Here is a 20,644-nt window from a genome sequence, read left to right as displayed (position 1 = left end):
TAAAGTACATGTGCTCTGGTATTTTACTGGGAACAAATTAAGCAAGGATAAATGCAATGGATCAGCAAGTAACACACATCAATATCGACAACCCGACAACTTTATTTGGCCTCAAAGTTCGCACCTGCAATATGAATGAAATGAGTGGCGAAGGTGCCAAAATAGCTGGCTTATGGCAGCAGTTTTACACAGACATAGCGCCAAAATTAACCCCATCTAGCCAAGTTTATGGCGTGTACACTCATTATGAATCTGATGTCACAGGGGAGTTTGATGTCTTTGCGTGTACTGATCTGCAAGTCACATCATCAGAGATAGAACAAACGACACTCGCCACAGGTAACTACCTTCGCTTTAGTGGCAAAGGTGCAATGCCACAAACCGTTATCGATGTTTGGGGTCAAGTTTGGCAGTACTTTAGTAATGAACAGTGCCCGCATATTCGAGCATATAAAACTGACTTTGAGTTTTATAAAAGCAGTGAAGAAGTTGAAGTATTCATTTCGGTTGAATAACGCCAAACCCTAATTTTAGTGTAAAGCCCCATTACAGATAAAGCCGCTTATTGCGGCTTTTTATTTGCTAAAAGGTATATTAATCCTTGTTGTTATCTTCAAGAATAAGATTCTTTAAAATGGGTCGTACAACGACCAAGATTAAAGTAATAAGTACTATCGCGGCCATTATTATGCGAACTAATCGGAGAAACCATTCAGTTTGATGAATAGGCCTATTTTCCTTTGCTTCTTGTGATTCAAGTAAGGCACATGCTTGTGGTATTGAACTAAATGTATCTTTATTTGGATAATCAAAGACGAAACCTACTTTAGCAAGTGCTAGCCTTGCTTGGTCTGAATGAAGAACATCGACGTACAAAATATGATTTTTAATATCAGCCTTGTAAGGGATCTCTTCAACGTCCAGTACATCGACTATCTTGACGGCATTGACTAAGCGCATATCTTGTACCAAAGGCCGGTATTCAGGAGCTCGAGACCATATAATTACAAATATAGCGAACCCCAAGGATAAACATAATAACCCCCACAAGGTGTAACGCTTAGGTAGTAACTCTAATATATGCGGCGGTTTATTGCTCATTATGACTTCCAATTCAATAAGTTAACTTTCAAAATATAAAAGTTTTGATACGTAAAAAAGTAGTTATATACAAATAACCATCATTTAAGTTACTGTGGATTCGTAACTTTTAGTCACCAATAAGGATGTTGTTGTGTATAAATTACTACTCTTTGCCAGTCTATCTCTCGCTGTTTTTTCTACCAGCGCAGCGAAAATTATCGATGATGAACACGTCACAAAAGAAACAGACTGCTTCACAGGCATCTTTGCTGACTATGATTCGTGGCACCAATTTATTGCGCAAAAGAATAAACGCAAAGCTAAAAACGAAGAAGCCTACTTAAAGCGCATTAAAGCCTTTGAAGAAATCTTTCCACAAGAAATGTTCGATAACTTTAAAGCTAATTTAACCTGCCATAATTTTAAATATCAGGTCGATAATGTTGAGGTGCTTGGTTATATCATCAAACCTAAAGTCATCAAGAATAAGCTTCCAGTATTAATTTATAACCGCGGCGGTAACGGTAATTTTGGCAGTGTTTATTTTGCTGCAATGATGCGCAATTTATTTCCTTTAGCAGAGCAAGGCTTTGTGGTTATCGGCAGCCAATACCGCGGTACATCAACTAAAAATGATGATTTAGATGAGTTTGGTGGCAGAGACGTTAACGACGTACTTGCGCTTATTGATTTTATTCCGCACATAGCAAGTGCAGATGAAAACCGTATTGGTATGTTAGGAGTAAGTAGAGGCGGCATGCAAACCCACCTTGCAATGCAACACACAAACAAGGTTAAAGCCATTGCAACCATTGCGGGAGCGACCGATTTAGTCAAAGAGCTTACGTTTAGACCTAATATGGAAAAAAACGTGTATGTGCGTCGTATTCCCAATTATAAAGAGAACAAACAAGCAGAGCTTGAAGCACGCTCTGTTATGAACTGGGTTGATAAGCTATCGCCTAAAGTGCCCATATTACTTATTCATGGCAGTGACGATAAACGAGTATCGGTCGAGAACTCAATTCAATTTGCCAAAGCACTAGATAAGCATCATATACCCCATAAACTTGTGGTGTATGACGGTGACAATCACTTTTTAATGAACCATAAAGAACAACTAGAATCAGAACTAGTTAATTGGTTTAACACCTATTTGTAACTTTGTTTTAAAAGTAAGAAGGGCCAAATAAGGCCCTGTTTTGCCATTACTTAGCCATATTGAAATGATTAAAAGCCCCATCTAGTGCACTGCGAACGGATTTTTTTGCGTTTTGTTCATGGTCAGCTCCTTTGTTGATGTGGTGCTGCCAGGTAAGGTCGTTTGGTGCATGCTTTTGAAGAGCATTCACTAAGCCATTAAAAGCACCGGTTATGATTGGATTCTCATCACCACCTAATGTGACATAAAAATAGTGAATATTGCCTGCTGTATTAGGTAAGCTTTTACTGAACTGTTTTACGACAACATTATCGTCATACCAAGCCGCAGGGCTAAAAGCAAAGTATGCATTAAATAACTCTGGTTTAGTAACCATGGTATATAACACAAAGCTCCCTCCCGCCGAAAAACCTGTTAGCGTGCGCTGCCCGCTAATACGGTACTCTCCCTCTAAATAGGGGATTAGCTCTGTTTCAATAAACTTTAAAAACACATCAGCTTTACCAAATATTTCTCGTTGATTTTGATTGATTGGGCGCGCTTCTATCGCCACATCCTTACGGGCGTAAGGTGGCACTAAATCACGATTTCGTGTGTCATGCCAAAACAGGTTCGGGATGGCCACGAGAATAACCTCATGCTTGTCATCGGTGCTTTCAAGAAAACTTAAAGCGTCATCCCAAGTATCAAGGTTAAAATTGCCGTCAGTTTTAATTATGAGCGGATAAGCTTTGTTAGGGTTGTAGTTTTTGGGCAAGCGAATGAAAACTCGGCGCATTTCTGAAAGCGCATTCGACTTGATATCTATATCAATAAAGCGTGAACTATAGTGCTGTTGGTATTTCATCGCGATATACAAGCCTGTAGCTAACAAGACAAATGTAATAAGCCAAGCTAGATACTGAAATCTAAATTTTAGTAATGCCATTTTATATCCTTAATCAATAACTTAATGACACTACTTCAATTATAAATATTAGTTAATAAGACAATTGTAACAGGGTATTAGTTAGCCTCTTTCACCGACTTAACTGTGATACAAGATATTCATTACACACTTCGCTCAATAATCCAATAGCTCGCAGCCGCCATTGCCAGCACTGATAATGTAATTCGAATAGCATTATAAAAATAAGTTCTGGCAAGCATTGCTAGCACGGGTACAACGCAAATAACGATTAACAACTGCACAGTTTCAATACCCAGATTAAATGCAACCAATGCAACGATAATAGCCTGAGTATCAAACCCCATATGGCTCATTTCTATCGCGAATGCTTGACCATGGATAAGCCCAAAAATAAATGCTATCCACATAGCTGACTGCGAAAAGATCGGCCTGATTGCATTCAACGCCGAAACTAAAATAGAGGCCGCAACCAAAATCTCAATTGGCTTTGCAGGAAATGAAATATAACCAAGCGTCGTCAGGGCTAGCGTTAATGAGTGTCCGAGTGTAAAGAAGGTGACAATTTTAGCTACCGACATAACACATTGGCGCACAGGTGCCACTGATTGCCAGCGCTTATTGGCACTAACTAGAGGGGCGGGCAAAATTAAACAAAGTAAAAATAGCAAATGATCTATACCCGCTGCAATATGGCTCATACCATTTACAAACATCAGCTTAAACTGAGACCATGCAGTGATTTTTTCAGGCTCTATAAATAAGGTTTCGCGCTGATAGCGGATCAACCCTATGGTTGCTATGTCTTGACTTGCTTTAAGTACTTCATGCATATCGTTGCGATACGAAACATAAATTTTGTGAGTAACAACTCGGTGTAAAATGGCATTGTAATGCAAAGAAAAACCACTGGTATCAAAATTATCTGGTTTGATAAATTGCATCTTCATTACCATAAACAGTACGTTATCAAATTCATGGATAGCAAAATCATCAACCTTTTGTGCTGTTAACGACTGAGAATTTTGTGTTGTGATACTTACATGTGTTTGCATGTAGTCTTGTAAAGCCGAGAAATTAACCTGCTTTAGATCATCACTTTGTGAAGGAAATAAACTTTCATCAGCTAAACGTAATTGATCGAGGGGTATATAAATTTCGAGTTCAATCTGTGGTTTATGCGTATCAATAAACACAGAACTCGTTGAAGCAGAATGGGCAAAGGCTTTGGTACAAAAGAGGCTGACCAAAAAGGTCAGCCCAAATAGGAGATTAATTACTGCTTTCATGGCTTATAAATTATTACCATAATCCCAGCTCTTATCCCTGAACATTGTATGGTAGTGAGTTTCATCACTGATAATCACCCCATTTTGACACGCCACCTCAATCCAAAGGTTAGGGCCATCAATACGCATATAAGTCCCGGCAACATCCACATCAACACCAGCCGATTCAGTGCCAGCCCAGGCAATGTAGGTATCTGCATAAGCAGAACTCGTTACATAGCTTAGCGTTAAGTTTTCAACCACTTCTTCAGGGTAGTCGTTGATCCACTGCTCGATTGCTGCTGTAACCAGTGCTTGTTGATCCTGCGTTAAACTTGAAACAAGGATCCCTTTGCGATTATCACCTGTAGGGTAATCAGTTGGTAACGTACCACTTCCGTTATCTGGGCCCATTAATACATCTGAATAGCTTTCACCGCTTAAGTAAGCCTCAGCAAGCTCAGACTCACTTAACGAGTCAAACATAGCAACGAGGGCATCACCTTCATCCGCAAGCGGGGCATAGCTTGCCGAGTCTAGTTCAAAGCTGACTTTAGGTTCAGTACCAATATGGTTTGGCACAGGGTAACCATCGCCATTTAAGTAAGTAATGTTATAAGCTAAGTGGTGACCACCTAACTGCAACATCCAGTCGCCGCTCACATCTGGGTCGCCAAAAAACGCCAGATAATATTTACCAGATGAGTAAGCAGAACCACCACCTAGCTCATTTAAATAATCATCCGCAGCAATAACACCTAAGAAATCTTGATAGCCATCATCACTCAGCGCCGCTTTCGCAACCATCATCGCCGCTTCAAGTGATTCATCGTCTAATGCCCCAAGTTCAATACCATTACGACTTACATTGCCCGTCGGTAAGTTTGACCACACAGTTCTTGCTTCAGAGTCTGAATAATCAAGTTGTAAATCAGCAAGTTCATCTTCATCTAACGTGTCGATTAATGCATTTGCAGCACACACGAGTGACTCTAGGCTGGTATCGAGCTCACAGTCACCTAGACTGATATCACTGAAGTCACTGACACTAATTGAACCTGAGCTACTTGAAGAGCCACTGTTGTCACTACCACTGTTGTCAGTACCGCTGTTATCAGTACCACTGCTATCGCTAGTCGATGTATCTGTATCTGATGACGACGATGAGTCACTGCCACCACAAGCCGCTAAGTTTGCCAATAAGGCAACTACTGCCAGTGATTGCCACACCTTTTTACCTAATTTCATAACCAAATTCCCTACATGAATTATTGCTTAAAAAATTACCACAGAGGCAAGGTTGAAAAGTGTAGAAAATATGTAGATCACCAAATGAATTATGGAATTTTATTCACGAAACAAGCCTATTTAGTGAAGGTCAAAAAGTAACTTCGCACTTTAAAATTAGGTATACGTCATCAGCAACTTCGGTTATCTGCTTAGCTTTATCACTCAGAGCTGCTCACCCAATTTATAATTAATAACAGCGCTAAAACAGCAGAAACAAGTTGCCAAAAGAGCACCGGGTTACGCTCAATGAGCGGTAACAATCTATTATAAGCAGGGTTTGGATTATGCATATCAAACAAAAACTCAGATAAACTTAGATAGCGTTTTTGCATATCAGGTTTACAGGCTTTGTTGATTGCGGCATCAACCCATACTGGGATCTGTAAATTATTATGTAGCAAAGATTTATATTGGAGTCGATGTAGCTCTTTCAGATTAGACACTTTAGCGACTGAAGTATCATAAGGATAGGTTCCGCTGAGTGCATGATAAGTCATCACAGCTAATGCAAACATATCACTGCTCAGTTCGGGCCAATACCCCAAAAAGTATTCTGGTGCGCTATATAACATGTCGCCCGGTATGTGCAAAACATCATCACTTTTACTAAATTGCTGACCATGTAAACTGGCTGAGCCTAAATCCAATAAAACGAGATTATCGTATTGATCAATCATGATATTTTCAGGTCGAATATCTTGATGCAAAATACCTTTGCTATGCAATGCGCCTAACGCTGAGACAAGTTGTGTTAGCCATGCTCTTACTTGCTGTAAATTTGCATGACCATTATCGTTTAACCATTGCCTTAACGTTATTCCTTGCACTCGCTCTGTCAGCGTGTAAAAGGCATGCCGTGTAGTCTCACAGTGCCCTCTATTAACAACGTGTGGGTGGTCAACTTTGGCAATTAACCACTCTTCTTTTGCTAGCTCATCTAAGTAATACAGCTCAGCTTGCAAGGATAAAGAGGGCACTTTCATCACCGCAGTGGCCCCAGTGATCGTGTTGTGAACTTCAAATAAAGAACTTCTGTCGCTTTTGTGAAGCTGATTAATAAGTTTAAAATTATCAACGATATCACCGACACTCAAGGCATCAGGCAAAGGTAAAAAACCATCAGAAGTGTACTCAACCGTTTCTCTGGGATCAGCGGCACGTTGTTTAATCGCGACAATACTGAGGTTGTCATCGCTTGCGTTAGCCAAAGCAAGTTCAGCAGCCTTTTGACATGCATGTTGCAATTGCTGTTCACTCTCACAATTGGCAAATAAGCCCAATAATTGCTCAGCTGAAATAAACTCAGTAATACCATCCGTAGCCAAAATAAAGCAATCACCTATGGCTAGGTCGATTTGCTGAACATCTAACTGTAAGTTTGAACGTATACCCAATGCATTACTTAAATATTGCTGCCCATATTCATCAGCTACGCGATGCTGTTGGCTAAAATGGCTGATTTTACTGTTTCTAATTCTGAATATACTTGAATCGCCACAATTAAATAAATTGGCTTTCTTATTGGCTAAAATTACCCCTGCGAAAGTGCAAACAAACCCTTGATCAAAGTTATCTTGATATTGGCTATGTTGGGTTTTTGCTAGTAATTGAAGGTTAATCACTTCAAGTACTTTTGTGCCAGCTCTGGCTGCAGACCATACATCACTGGTACGTAAATATTCATCACAGAAAAGCATCACAGCCAAGTCACTTGCATGCTGACTGACTTGGCTGCTACTTATGCCGTCTGCAACAGCAGCTACAGCCCCTTTTGAGCGAGACTCTGTTAATACGGGGATAGTGCATTTAACACTATCCTGATTAACCGCTTTGTTCCCGCGAGATGTATAAAACCCTGCTATTACATCGGCTGTCATAGTTAATGCGTCTTTGTTGTTTTTGTACATTGATTGCATTAATTACTTAGCAATTACATTGTCACCAATAGGAGCTGCAGTTGTCGCTAACTTGCGCTTTGGTTTTGTACGATAGTGCGTTGTGTACAAAGTCAGTCCTGTAAATGCTAGACCACCTACCAAGTTTCCAAGCGCAGTTGGAATTTCATTCCAAATTAAATAATCAACAACAGAGAAATCACCACCCATGATCAAGCTAAATGGGAACAAAAACATGTTTACAACCGAATGTTCAAACGCCATAAAAAAGAACAGCATAATAGGCATCCACATGGCAATCACTTTACCGCTAACATGTGTTGACACCATAGCACCCACAACACCCATAGATACCATCCAGTTACATAGCATGCCACGGATAAAAATGGTCATCCATCCTTCAAAACCGTATTTAGCATAACCTAATGTACGCGCTTCACCGATACTAGCGACCTTAGCTGCAATAGCCCCACCATCGGTATTGAAGCCCATGGTAAATACAAACGCCATCATGACAGCAACGGTCAGAGCGCCAGCAAAGTTGCCAACAAAAACCAATCCCCAGTTTCGCAAAATTTGTGGCCAAGTAACGCCTGGCCGACGAGCAAGCCAAGCTAATGGTGTTAACATGAACACACCGGTTAATAGATCAAACCCCATTAAATAAAGCATACAAAAGCCTACAGGGAACAGTACCGCACCGAGCAGAAATACACCGGTTTGCACTGCAACTGTAATCGCAAATACAGCAGCTAACGCTAAAATAGCACCTGCCATATATGCACGAATAATAGTGTCACGCGTGGACATATATATTTTTGATTCGCCCGCATCCACCATTTTTGTAACGAAGTCACTTGGTAATAAATAAGCCATGTTATTCACCTTTCATTGTTAATCTCTAATCTGTTTCACAGTTAAAATGACCATTTTTCAGGCAAAAAAAAACGCCCGCACCGACTCTTACTTTTAAGAGCAGGTTGCGGACGCCATTGTCCTTTGCATTTCCAATTGTCACAGCCTATTCAACTGTTCACAATTTATTAAACAAGTTATATGCCAAAAGTGATAAAAAAATAAAAACTCTTATATTCAATAAGTTGTGAAATTTAATTTTATTCTTAGAATATTAAAAATTAACATTTGCTTTACTTTGGCGCATTGCACGCATCACTTTGGGGCGAAACGCTGAACTAATTAAAAAGGACTGAACTAATTTGAGCAATAAATCATGAGTTCACTTTTGTTAAAAATTTCTGTAAACCCCATTTACAGTGGCACAACGCAAATAATATTCGAGCAAAACTGATTTTACCTTGCTTAAAAATGACTATTAATTTTTAGGGAATAATAATTGCTTAGTGGCATCTATGAAATATTAGTAATTAAAAATCTATGCCGACAACCTCAACGAGTACCAAACGCTTCTTACTTGCTGCAAAGCATGCCGAGCTGAATAGCTTACATTCGCTATCGTCAAACTGTAAAATTGTCATGGCAGCAACACAGATGATCCATCAGCTACAAAAAGAGCGTGGTACAACGAATGTTTATCTAGGCTCAAAAGGCGTTGCCTATAAAACAAATTTACCAGTGCAATTTAAGCATACCTCAGAGGCGGAAGAGCAACTTCGTGCTTTATTAAAATCAAAATTCTTAAATAACGACGCTATCCACACGCAAGCACGATTATTAACATCAATCACTTTAGCTTCTCAAGGTCTTGAACAGCTACCAAAGTTAAGAAAGCAAATTCAAAAACTACAGATTACACCTTTAAAATCTACCGATGCGTATTGCCGATTAATTAGTAAAATCATAAACCTAATATTTGAAGCAGCGGATGTATCAAGTGATGCATCGATAACAAAAATGTTAGTTGCACTGTTTAATTTCATTCAAGGTAAAGAGCTTGCAGGGCAGGAGCGTGCTTTAGGAGCCATTGGGTTTTCGCAACAAAAACATGAGCCAAAAATATTATCGAAAATGCATGAACTTGAAAGCGCACAACACGACGTATTTGAGCGGTTTTTAGAGTTTTCGGTTAGCCAAGAACAAACAGCCTGGCAAGCAATACAGCTCTCTGAGCTAACTAAAGATATTAATAAACTCAGAGCGATGTTCAATGCACTATCAGCATCAAATAGCTACACACCTGAGCTTGGTGAAGTCTGGTATGAAGTTGCAACTAAACGAATAGATGCCCTTCAAAATATCGAAACTATGCTGACTACTAGGCTAATGGAGCAAGTTCAAGTAAGGATTAAAGAAGCTGATGCTGAAATTTCGAATCACAGCCTATTGATGGAAAAAATCAGCGATGACAATGCAACTGACCCGGGTTTTAACATGCTCTTTGATCGTCGCTTCTCAGGGCTGCATAGTGAAGAAGGATCAGCAGCTGAACAACATCATGATGTTCAATCTGGGCATAAATCGTTTTATGATTTAATTTGTGAACAAGCAAACCATATTAACCAAATGAGTGCAGAATTAGAAAATGTAAAACGCGCATTGCACGAGCAAAAGGTAATAGGCAGAGCAAAAATATTATTAATGCAAAGCTCTAATGTGGGTGAGCATCAAGCACATCAACTGCTCCAAAAAGCGGCAATGTCACAAAACCAATCATTAATAGACGTTGCAAACAGCATTGTTGCCAAAGTTTCAAAAGCTTAGCAACAAATAGTCGCACCAAAAAGATAGCAAGCGTTTGATTAACCTCAGATGCTATTAGTTAACTTAACCATATAGATTAAGCAAATTAACTAAAGCCAAAGAACGAACAAAGGGGTAGTTCAAACTCGTTTTTGGACAAAAATAAGTCAGAGTATTTATTCGGTAACGCTTTGCTAAGCGGCAATTAAATAGCTGGCTAAAATCAGCGAGGAACGAGTAAAAGCCAGCTATTTTGCCCGTTTAAGCAATTTGTTATACAGCTTTCGATAATTTCTTATTTGCTTTTACTGGAAAAAGCCTCTTAGTGAACTCATCTACTACACTTTCTGTTCTAATAAAATCTCGGATTTTTTCACGACTAGTTATACCTGAATCCGAAATTATATTTTCAAGATGTGTTGCAGTCTCCTCTATTTGTGACGCGAACTCGTCATTATTTTTTAAGACTGCGATGATGGCAGTTGTTACCTTTTTCTGTGATTTTATCGGAGCATCCAATATGTCTGGGGTTTTCCAATATTTTCTCACTAGCGCATACAAAGCATAAAAACGGAAAATAACCCTTGTTCTATCAATTTTTCCTGAGCGTACCAAGTAATCAAACTTATATAATGCTAATGCAGCAACATGATAAAGCTCTACATTATGATTATCCGAAAAGATACGTTCAGCAAATTCTTTCCGTATACCTCTATGATCACGTGCAGCACGATGGGGTTGGTAAAAAAACATCGCTGCGGCAACCTTCATCAGATCTGATGGTCGATGAATACGTGTGCGCTCAATTCCTACATCCCTATACTGATTATCACGCCTTTCAATGTAAATCCGAACTTCACTATTTTGAGATGCACAATACTCTTCTAAGTCTTTCATAAATGGGCGCAATGCCCAAAATTGATCTTCCCTAACTTCATTTTGACGATTAGTACCAATGATAACACTAGAGACAAACTCAGTATCACCGCAACCTATTAGGCGAAACGGAACAAAAATGTTTTCAACTTGATCACGAACGTGAGCGAGTATGTTGGTAGTTTGGCATCCATTTACTATCTGGTAATCTTCTAGATTAAATGTATCTCCTTTACGCTCTATGTTTTTTGAAACAACTGTAATTCCGTTATTTTTAAAAACAAAAGAAGAATCATCCCCTGACTCTAATTCAGAAATTATGGACTTATTTATTTCTGATTCTGGATTAAAGTCCCTGACATTATCATAAAATAAAGATCTGTTAATATGAGTAACACCATCTTGATCTGGCTCACCAAGTGCAATCGCTAATACTTCTGATGCAGAAACATATCCAATATATGCCTCATCCACTTTATCATGAGCTGGCATCGTGACGGCTTTTGGAAAGCTTAGCTTTGCAGATGAAGAATTTGTTGCTGCACGGAAGCCATTTTGAATCACTTTAGCTCCAACACATTCAATATGTATTTCATCAAATATATTTAATTCAGCTAAGCGTGCCTTATTCGTTGTAATCAATTGAGTAATTAAATCCGAAACTTCACCAGAACCAGTTGTACAGTAGTAACACCTCAATGTAGGGCTTGTTTTAGCTGCTGTAGAATAGATAGCGTCTTTTACTTCTATCAAACTCTCTATTTGCTCACCTGTGACTAATGATTGGCTTGTGAAAAAATCATAAACCCCATCTAAAAATTTAGAAATATTGCCATAATCCAATTTGTCTGATGTTTTGGATTGAAAGAAATGAAACTCAGAATTATGATTTTTACCAATAGCCAGAACTTCAGCGGCTTCATCGACGTCTGTACAAAGCGCACCTTGTATAGAAATTGCTACTCCATCAATGCCAAACTCATCACCTTTGAGGTGAGCTCTAAAAGGATCTAAATTTTCTCCAAGAATACCATTCTCTATAGAAAATATAGACATAACCTCAAATAAGCTAGGCTCATCCAAATTTTCATTAGGGTTCATTTTTTTAAAAGTATTTAGCTGCGCCTTAACTATTGGATTTATAGCCATTTATCTATTCCTTTACTTTATTTTTCCAATTTAAATACAACTGGCGATTGGTGGATTGCTGTATAACATTTTAGTATTTATGCGACACGCGGTCTGTGTTGCATAATCGCTTGTTGGACTGAGCCTCTACCTGCTCGATGTGTCAGAGTTGGTGTTGTTTATGCTATGGGAATTTGCTTTTTGTGGTTTTCACTTTCCTAGCTAATTTAATCAGCTTAGCTACTGTTATGTAAGCTTTCCCTGCATTGCTCAGCGCTAATTATGTACTCATTACACCTAAATTTTCCTTAAAAAGCAATTATTAAACATATAGAGGCCACTAGCCTTAGCAATTAACAATTGATTTTAAGCACTTTTGTTAACTCATCTTGGGGCAAAGTCGAGTTATATTTATAACCCGTCAATGGACAGGAACGTTTTAGACCTAGAGATCTAACAGCGTTTATATCGCTTTAGGAAAGGTATATTGATCCCTTGATTTTTCGTTAAGAGGCGCAGCAACGTAATGAATTGCTTTTCGCACAATACCTTAACACTAAACCCAATGCATACTAAAAATACCACGCGTCACAAGTCCCTCTTTAACAATTTTTATGAGAGTTTATCACCCTCCTACAATAACACCGCATTGAACGATATTACGACTCACCATAGTAAATCTCGATAGCATTCACGAAATCTTTTGCCATATCAATCATTATCGACCCTTACAGACTCAAGATACTGATTCAAAGCCTCCGTTGTAGGGAAAAACCGTTCTTTACCAATTAGGTACTCTGTAGTAGTCCGTCCAAACAACTCAAACAACCTCTCTCTGGTGAAACGCAGACAGTGTTGTTTTTTATAATGATGAGTAACAACCTGAATCATCTCCTCTCGTGTAGGCATCCGCTTTTTGGTGGAATGATTCCCGGCGGTAACCGTCACGCAGTGGTTGCGAATGGCTTCTGCCTGCATATCGATTTTGTGTACTTTAATGTATGAGGTGAGGCCACCATACCCACTTTTCTCCAATTCTCGGTGTGATACGAACGCACCTATAAATTTGGTTCGACGGCTCATCACATCCTGATAGGCTTCATCGCGATTTTCTATACTATACCAATAGCCTCGGGGTTTATCAGTAGAGACGTGAAATTCATGCTGATTTGAATAACACATATCTCCAGTTAAGTGCTGCTCAATCTCATTGAAATGAGATTTTAATGCATCAAAGTCTTGGAGGCACCAGGGTTCTAATTCTAAATAGTAATAACCGTAATCATCATAGGCCTCACGGCGTCGCTGCAGCTTTTCCATATACGAAAATTTATCTTCATTATTGAGTTGCTCATAATTAAGCATAAGCAGCTCAATGAAAATTCTTGAGTTATTAGCGCAATTTTCGATTAAAAAGTCGCTTTTATAACCGTCAGGCTTAGGGCCAATAATTGGATGCTTGACTACTCTCCACTTCAAATTCTGCCGTCTAATAAATCTTTGCATTTCCTCGTAATAGGCCACTTCATTCCATGAGTCGAGTTCGGTGCCATCGGTTGTAATTCGAGAGTTAATCTGATATTTCCATGTGCTAAATCGAGTATCTTCATCCACTAGCTCTAAAAACAGGTCTATAACCGATGGCCAGTGCTCTTTAATGTAGATTTGAAAGGTTTTCCCGGCAATTTCGCCATTGCCTTCGAGATAGACTCGGGCGTAATTACGCAGGTAGCTATCCGATATAAAGCCACCACGCTCTAAACACAATTGTTGATAACCAGCCTTAAGCTCAGCTTTGGTCGGCTTTTGCTCGCGTTTTAGGTTAATCAACTTTAGTCCGTGTCTTTTGGCGAATGCTGCTCGCGCTCCTGCTGGACTAATATGCTCAGGTAAACCACGCAGTTCGGGCATTTTCTTCTTATGTAATTCCACACAAGACAGCAGCCCACCAAATTTCCGTCGGCAGATATCAGCCACTTTACGTTCACGCTGCTCCGTCCACTTTGCCTGTGAAGTCTGATTTATCGTAGTCTGAGTACGACTATAATCATAATCCAAACCTTTGAGTCCGTATCGCTGCAGGGCATTGATGATTTGCAGAGGTGAGCTACACAAAAACTCTTCAAATGCATCGGCATTATCAATCGTTTTCATCTTACTCCTGTACGTCGCATTTACTCTTTTTGTTACTTCTGAAGTGAATGGAACACCTCGCTCTAGAGCTGCTATCGCCGAATCTCGGTCTTTCGGTGTACGACCGCAATTTAAAAATCTAAGTTGATGGGCCTTTTTTATGACCGACTGCATGTTATGTGGTAATGCATTGATGCGGCAATCCAGACCGGGCAATGCTAACCAATCATTGGTGCGAGTTTTAGCTGGCATATATTTCCCTAAACTCTAGTCGAGTTTCAAAAATTTGCTCTAATGTCAGAATTTCCCAATGTAAATGGCGGTCGGCATTGTCGAACTCGCAACCGCCATCTGAGGTGGTGGTTAAATTGCGACTCTAGTAAGCTATCTCTAGAGTAAATTGTGTGAACGAGTGTTTATTTAGCATTTGATGTAGTGTACTAATAAGAGCAGACTTTTAATTAAGGGATAATCCATAAATCTAGTTTAAGTATACTTAAAAACCAATCATATACAAAAGAGCTCAGATAAAGTGTCGTCATTCTAGTTGTTGAACAATGCGAATTACATTAAATGGTTAGGCTAGCAAGCAAGAATCGCAAAGTGAATAATGTTTAGTATTGCATGACAAAAGTATATGGGCATCCACTCTAACTCATTTTGGGGCATAAACGAGTTCACCCTTAATGAATGATAAACTCGTAGATACAAAGGTCAGGTTCGTTTTCTATTTAACTCTAATGTGAACCTCACAGAAGACGCTAACATCACTATGAATGAGCCTATTAACCCTGTTATAAAAGGCTTACGCGCCTTTTATTTTTAAACAGCTGGGTGATTGTGTTTCTTCGACAAAGTAATTCGCTTGTAACAATGTTAAATCTACACGCTGACGGTAGTTAACAACATCACCCACAATCACTAAAGCTGGGCCAACAAAGTCCTTTAAGTCTCGCTCAGCATCAATACTTGCTAAGGTTCGGCAACAGAGTTGTTGATCAGTTAAGCTACCTTTATCTACCACAGCAATTGGCATATCAGGGCTCATTTTATGTTTAATCAATTGTTTAGCAATACTATCAACACGGGTTAAGCCCATATAAAATACTAATGTTTGTTTTGATGCGACTAGCTGTGACCAATTTGCTTGTTGCGCGTCATCTTTACAATGCGCAGTCACGAATTGCACAGCTTGTGAACATCGTCTGTCGGTCAGTGGGATCCCCGTATAAGCAGCGCAAGTACTCGCGGCTGTCACGCCTGGGACTATTGCAAAGGGAATATCATGCTCTGCTAATGCGTGAGTTTCTTCCGACAATCGACCAAAAAGAGATGGGTCGCCCCCTTTTAAGCGAACAACTGTTTTATTTTCAAGTGCTTTAGCCACCAAAAGTTGGCAAATTTGCGCTTGTGACATGCTATGGCAGCCTTGTCTCTTGCCAACAAAAATAACCTCTACATGAGCAGGAAAATACTGCTGAATTTCGCTATTTACTAACCAATCAACTAATACCACATCTGCGTGTTGCAGAATTCTATGCGCCTTAAGTGTCAGTAGTTCAGGGTCGCCAGAACCTGCACCTATTAAATAAACTTGACCATTTTTCGAAGCACTGCGTTTAAATGGTTTGGTGTGCGTATTTGAAATAGCTAATTTCAATTTATGCAGCCATTCATTTTGTACATTTAATACAGTTTTAAATGCAGTATTGGTGAAGGTAACCATTTGAGAAACCATCATTATTCTCCTAGATGCATCGAAACGTTGATTACAACAACACTTCAATTTTACTGCCATTAATACGTGCGTCGTAAACAGGTAAGGTGATCGTGTCATCGTCTAAACAACGACCATCATTCAGCACATATCGCTGTTTATAGAGAGGCGATGCAACAAAAATTTGCTCATCTGCGCAGCCAATTAAGCCCCGATACAACACATTAGCTTTTCCTATTGGATCAAAGTTTCCTAGCGCATAGACCTGCTTTTTCTCGTTTGCTTCTTGAACGTAGAACAGTGCGATTTGTTGCTCTTGTTTGTGCGTATCACTCACCAATGCACACACACCAGAATCCAATACAAGGTCAGTTACTTCACAGATAGTTTGCCAATTTTGATTACTATTACTCATATCGTTCTCCTATACCGTTTCAAGTTTTTCTTCAGCTCGCGCAGGGCGGATCTGACCCCGTTCTTCAACAAATTGAATGTTGATATCCTGTTTGTCACTATTCACAAATTGACGGAAGCGTTTTAAAGATTCAGGATTCTCGAGGGTTGTTTTCCACTCACATTGATACGTATCAACAACGCGTGCCATCTGCTCTTCTAGCTCATCAGCAATGGCTAACTCATCCGCTATGACCACTTTTTTAAGGTAGTCTAAGCCACCTTCCATATTTTCCATCCACACTGAGGTACGTTGCAGACGATCTGCTGTTTTAACGTAAAACATTAATATGCGATCGATGTATTTAACCAAAGTCGTACTGTCTAAATCGGTAGCAAACAAATCAGCATGACGAGGCTTCATCCCTCCATTACCACAAACATAAAGATTCCAGCCCTTTTCTGTTGCGATAACACCGATGTCTTTACTTTGTGCTTCAGCACATTCGCGGGTACAGCCTGAAACGGCAAACTTGATTTTATGCGGGGCTCGAAGGCCTTTATAGCGATTTTCTAAGTCGATAGCCATGGTGACACTATCTTGTTGACCATAACGACACCAGGTGCTGCCAACACACGATTTAACGGTTCTGAGGGATTTACCATAGGCATGCCCAGTTTCAAGGCCCGCATCGATAAGTTGCTGCCAAATGAGTGGTAGCTGATCAACACGCGCGCCAAATAAATCAATGCGTTGACCACCTGTTATCTTTGTATATAGACCAAATTGTTTAGCGACTTGACCAATCGCAATAAGCTTATCAGCGGTAATTTCACCTCCTGGAACCCTTGGAACAACAGAGTAAGTGCCGTCTTTTTGCATATTTGCAAGGTAGGTGTCATTGGTGTCTTGAAGCGCGACATGCTGCGGGTTAAGCACATATTCGTTCCAAACTGAGGCCAAAATAGAACCGACAGCTGGCTTACAAATTTCACAGCCTTTCCCTTTTCCGTACTGCGCTAATAACTCAGTAAAGCTTTTAATTTCTTGAACCTTAATAATATCGAAAAGCGCTTGGCGGCTATAAGCAAAGTGTTCGCAAATATCCGTGTTGATTACCACTCCACGCGCAGCAAGCTCACTATCTACAACATTCTTTAATAAGCTTGCGCAGCCACCACAACCAGAAGCTGCTTTAGTGCATGATTTAACAGCTGACACAGTTGTTGAACCGGTGTCGATTGCGGCAATAATATCGCCCTTGGTCACATTCAAGCATGAGCAAATAGTTGCGGTTTCGGGAAGGGCATCAGCGCCTAAACTCGGTTTCTCTCCTGCAGAAGGAAGAATAAGTGATTCAGGGCTTTTTGGCAGCTCAATGCCATTGAGCATATATTGCAACAAGCTATCGTAGTCAGATGTATCGCCAATGAGTACAGCGCCCAACAATTTAGATTCATCATGACTAACCACCATTTTTTTATACACACCAAGCGGCTGATTTTCATATGTGTAAGTTAAACAGCCAGAAGTTCGACCATGGGCATCACCAATAGACCCCACATCCACTCCCATTAACTTCAACTTTGTGCTCATATCTGCGCCAGTGAATCGCTCTGAAGACTCATCGCCCGCAATTATATGGTTCGCCACAACCCGAGCCATAGTGTAACCAGGCGCAACAAGACCGAAGATGAAATTGTTCCAAAGTGCGCACTCACCAATTGCATAGATATTTTCACCGCTTGTTTGGCATAGGTCATTAACAACAATGCCTCCGCGTTCACCAACCTCTAAGCCAAACTCTTTGGCTAAATTATCGTATGGCCGAATACCTGCGGAGAATAGAATAAGATCGGTTTCAAGCACTTCGCCATCACTAAAACAAAGCTGATATCGACACTCTTTTCCCGCTTTGATTTCTTGTGTTGCTTTTGATGTATGAACCTGAACCCCAAGCTGTTCAATTTTATCTTTCAGTAATTTTCCGCCGCCAGCATCAATTTGTACCGCCATCAACTGAGGGGCAAACTCAACCACATGCGTTTCTAAGCCAAGCTGCTTTAAGGCATTAGCAGCTTCGAGACCAAGTAACCCGCCACCAATTACAACCCCCACTTTACTCACCTTCGCCGAGGCTGAAATGGCATCTAAGTCATCGATGGTACGATAAACAAGACTATGCTCTTGATCTTTACCCGGAATAGGGGGAACAAAAGGATATGAGCCTGTTGCCAGCACTAATTTGTCATAGTTATAAACAACACCGGCGGCAGTTGTAACGGTTTGCAGTTCGCGATTAATATGAGTGACTTTTGCATCTAAAAAGAAATTAATCCCCCATTGCTGATAAACCATTTCGCTGGTCATGGCTAAATCATCTGCAGTTTTTCCTGCAAAATACTCAGATAAATGGACACGGTCATAAGCAAGTCGGCTTTCACCACTAAGAACGGTTATTTCAACGGCCTTAGCTTCACTATTTAGGTTGTGTAATTGCTCAACAAAGTGATGCCCAACCATCCCGTTACCAACAACAACTATTTTTTTCGGTGTAGACATAAAATTTTCCTCAATTATTTAGCGTGCAAAACGTTAAAATTTTGCTCCCACCCATACCCAAAGCTTATTTGTATCGACTTTCGCAAACGCCTCATCACCAGCCATATAAGCGGCATACTTCACTCCAAGGCTGTATTGTTTATTAAATGATTTGCTATATACGACATCGAATTCAGAGCCTAAATCATCATCTCCTGCGAGTGATTCATCCGCAGAGTATGTGTGGTAAACAAGGCTCCATTTACCGCTGAATGCGTTACCCGATAGGCTGGCATAAAGATCTTGCAAACCCGCAGCGGGTGTCGTTAAAAACTGATCGGCCCAGCCATTAAATTTGTGTAAGGTTGCCAGAGGAGTTTGAAAGGCTTGCTCACCCTTATCAGAGCCTAGCGATTCGTAACCAAGCTTGTAGGTGATATCACGATAAGTAACACCGCTCTCAAGGAGTAAATACTGGGTATCGTAGCTATTTGCACCACTGTCATTACTTTGTAGCGCATACTCTGCAGAATACGAAACGGGCAGCTCAGCAACGTTTTTTTTGCCAACTAAGCGAACACCATAGGTATCTAAGGAGTTATCAGTGTTATTGTCGACCTCGAGTAAGTAGCCATAAGCTATTAACTTACCGAAATCTGTTTTTAATGATGCATTAAACAGATGATCTTTAGAGTCGAGATCTTTTTCATCTGCGAAGATTCTATTGCGTTTGTTTATATATGCATAACTGGCATTAATAGCGTCTTTTTCATAGCGCGCACTAAAGGCATCAAAGGTTTGTTTATCTTGACGCCAGCCAACATGCCCAACAAAACGATGGTTGTCGAGAGTAATGACTTGTCGGCCTAACTTGGCTGAAAATTGCTCGGTATTATAAGCAAGGTAAAGTTGGTCAATTTCAGTCGATTCAGGATCGGCTACTACAGAATACTCTGTGCCATCACCAATTCCATTATTATAATCATCGATAACAGCCAGCGTATTCTCAAGTTCAATGAAAGCAGAAACCCCTGCAAACGTTTTAGTTTTGAAATTCCCTAAACTGCGTAGTGTTAGTGCTGATGCATCTTTCAATGCATTGTCTTGAACAACCGACTCATAGCGTAAGCGAAAGTCAGCATTCAAAGTACCTAACTCAGTTTCAACAGCTGCAAAAGATTGATTTGCAGCGATAAGGGTTAAAATTGACAACGTAACTCTAGTTAATTTCATGGTTTATTACTCTTATTATTCCTAGTTGATTTGCAAGCCGTCACATCAGACGCCACCTTAAATTTCCCAAACAATATTGAATTGCTCGCCATTCATGCCATGCAGAAATTTCGAGCAAAAAAAAACCCACTCGATAACAGAATGCACGTTCTGTCATCGAGTGGGCTTCTTTGCCGTAGTGCTATTTAGGTAAAACTAAACAGCCGGATTTTGTAGTTGCAGTTATCTAATACACATTATGTGCCAAAAATTTTCCTCATTAAAAATCAGCAACATAAAAAATATCAGCTTTTTATTAGCCACTTTTTTCACCATAACAGTGCATACAGCTCACAAAAATAGGGCGCAACCGATTTCTT

15 protein-coding genes are annotated in these 20,644 nt (G+C 40.0%); 3 read left to right on the top strand and 12 right to left on the bottom strand.

Features of this window, described 5'->3' with window-relative positions; genetic code table 11:
- Window positions 1-56: 56 nt before the first annotated feature.
- Window positions 57-515 carry a GyrI-like domain-containing protein gene (locus C2M25_RS04875; RefSeq protein ID WP_063703802.1) on the top strand — a complete coding sequence of 153 codons (459 nt, stop codon included), beginning with the start codon at window positions 57-59 and terminating at the stop codon, window positions 513-515.
- Between the two features lie 79 nt (window positions 516-594).
- On the opposite strand, the gene C2M25_RS04870 is transcribed toward C2M25_RS04875, so the two are convergent.
- Window positions 595-1,101 carry a hypothetical protein gene (locus tag C2M25_RS04870; RefSeq protein ID WP_063703800.1) on the bottom strand — a complete coding sequence of 169 codons (507 nt, stop codon included), beginning with the start codon at window positions 1,099-1,101 and terminating at the stop codon, window positions 595-597.
- A 133-nt stretch (window positions 1,102-1,234) separates the two neighbouring features.
- On the opposite strand from C2M25_RS04870, the gene C2M25_RS04865 reads away from it, so the two are divergent.
- On the top strand, window positions 1,235-2,245 hold the full coding sequence (locus tag C2M25_RS04865) for an alpha/beta hydrolase family protein (protein WP_105180571.1): 1,011 nt from the start codon (window positions 1,235-1,237) through the stop codon (window positions 2,243-2,245).
- Between the two features lie 46 nt (window positions 2,246-2,291).
- Here C2M25_RS04865 and C2M25_RS04860 read toward each other — a convergent pair whose 3' ends face one another.
- The 5 genes from C2M25_RS04860 to C2M25_RS04840 all read right to left on the bottom strand — a co-directional run bounded on the left by C2M25_RS04860 (window position 2,292) and on the right by C2M25_RS04840 (window position 8,481).
- Entirely contained in the window at window positions 2,292-3,173 is an 882-nt protein-coding gene (locus C2M25_RS04860) for an alpha/beta hydrolase (protein WP_105180570.1), read from the bottom strand.
- Window positions 3,174-3,295: 122 nt separating this feature from the next.
- The gene (locus C2M25_RS04855; RefSeq protein WP_158679677.1) at window positions 3,296-4,348 is read right to left on the bottom strand and encodes a HupE/UreJ family protein; all 1,053 of its coding nucleotides are present in this window, start codon (window positions 4,346-4,348) and stop codon (window positions 3,296-3,298) included.
- 96 nt (window positions 4,349-4,444) lie between these two features.
- Complete coding sequence (locus tag C2M25_RS04850) at window positions 4,445-5,668, bottom strand: DUF3500 domain-containing protein (RefSeq protein WP_063703793.1); 1,224 nt, start codon at window positions 5,666-5,668, stop codon at window positions 4,445-4,447.
- Window positions 5,669-5,868: 200 nt separating this feature from the next.
- A complete protein-coding gene (locus C2M25_RS04845; protein ID WP_105180568.1) occupies window positions 5,869-7,626 on the bottom strand; it encodes a bifunctional protein-serine/threonine kinase/phosphatase in 1,758 nt (585 codons plus the stop codon).
- Between the two features lie 3 nt (window positions 7,627-7,629).
- Window positions 7,630-8,481, bottom strand: coding sequence for a formate/nitrite transporter family protein (locus C2M25_RS04840; RefSeq protein WP_105180567.1), 852 nt, complete (start codon window positions 8,479-8,481; stop codon window positions 7,630-7,632).
- Between the two features lie 519 nt (window positions 8,482-9,000).
- Here C2M25_RS04840 and C2M25_RS04835 point away from each other — a divergent pair.
- On the top strand, window positions 9,001-10,284 hold the full coding sequence (locus C2M25_RS04835; protein WP_105180566.1) for a nitrate regulatory protein: 1,284 nt from the start codon (window positions 9,001-9,003) through the stop codon (window positions 10,282-10,284).
- A gap of 252 nt (window positions 10,285-10,536) precedes the next feature.
- Here the strand turns inward: C2M25_RS04835 and C2M25_RS04830 are convergent, their stop codons facing one another.
- The 6 genes from C2M25_RS04830 to C2M25_RS04805 form a co-directional block, all read right to left on the bottom strand.
- Window positions 10,537-12,288: an AIPR family protein gene (locus C2M25_RS04830; RefSeq protein ID WP_105180565.1), complete on the bottom strand. Its 1,752-nt coding sequence runs from the start codon at window positions 12,286-12,288 to the stop codon at window positions 10,537-10,539.
- Window positions 12,289-12,978: 690 nt separating this feature from the next.
- On the bottom strand, window positions 12,979-14,652 hold the full coding sequence (locus C2M25_RS04825) for a hypothetical protein (RefSeq protein WP_105180564.1): 1,674 nt from the start codon (window positions 14,650-14,652) through the stop codon (window positions 12,979-12,981).
- Between the two features lie 553 nt (window positions 14,653-15,205).
- Complete coding sequence (gene cobA, locus C2M25_RS04820) at window positions 15,206-16,141, bottom strand: uroporphyrinogen-III C-methyltransferase (RefSeq protein WP_199775150.1); 936 nt, start codon at window positions 16,139-16,141, stop codon at window positions 15,206-15,208.
- A gap of 28 nt (window positions 16,142-16,169) precedes the next feature.
- On the bottom strand, window positions 16,170-16,532 hold the full coding sequence (nirD, locus tag C2M25_RS04815; RefSeq protein ID WP_105180563.1) for a nitrite reductase small subunit NirD: 363 nt from the start codon (window positions 16,530-16,532) through the stop codon (window positions 16,170-16,172).
- 9 nt (window positions 16,533-16,541) lie between these two features.
- Window positions 16,542-19,073 carry a nitrite reductase large subunit NirB gene (nirB, locus tag C2M25_RS04810; RefSeq protein WP_105180562.1) on the bottom strand — a complete coding sequence of 844 codons (2,532 nt, stop codon included), beginning with the start codon at window positions 19,071-19,073 and terminating at the stop codon, window positions 16,542-16,544.
- Window positions 19,074-19,106: 33 nt separating this feature from the next.
- Window positions 19,107-20,285 (bottom strand): alginate export family protein, encoded by a 1,179-nt coding sequence (locus C2M25_RS04805; protein ID WP_105180561.1) that lies wholly within the window; start codon window positions 20,283-20,285, stop codon window positions 19,107-19,109.
- Between the last annotated feature and the right edge of the window lie 359 nt (window positions 20,286-20,644).

The sequence above is a fragment of the Pseudoalteromonas sp. T1lg21 genome (genome assembly GCF_002964625.1).
GTDB lineage: Bacteria > Pseudomonadota > Gammaproteobacteria > Enterobacterales > Alteromonadaceae > Pseudoalteromonas > Pseudoalteromonas gelatinilytica.
Note: the sequence above shows the minus strand (reverse complement) of the source record. Positions and strands in the feature narration are given on the sequence as shown.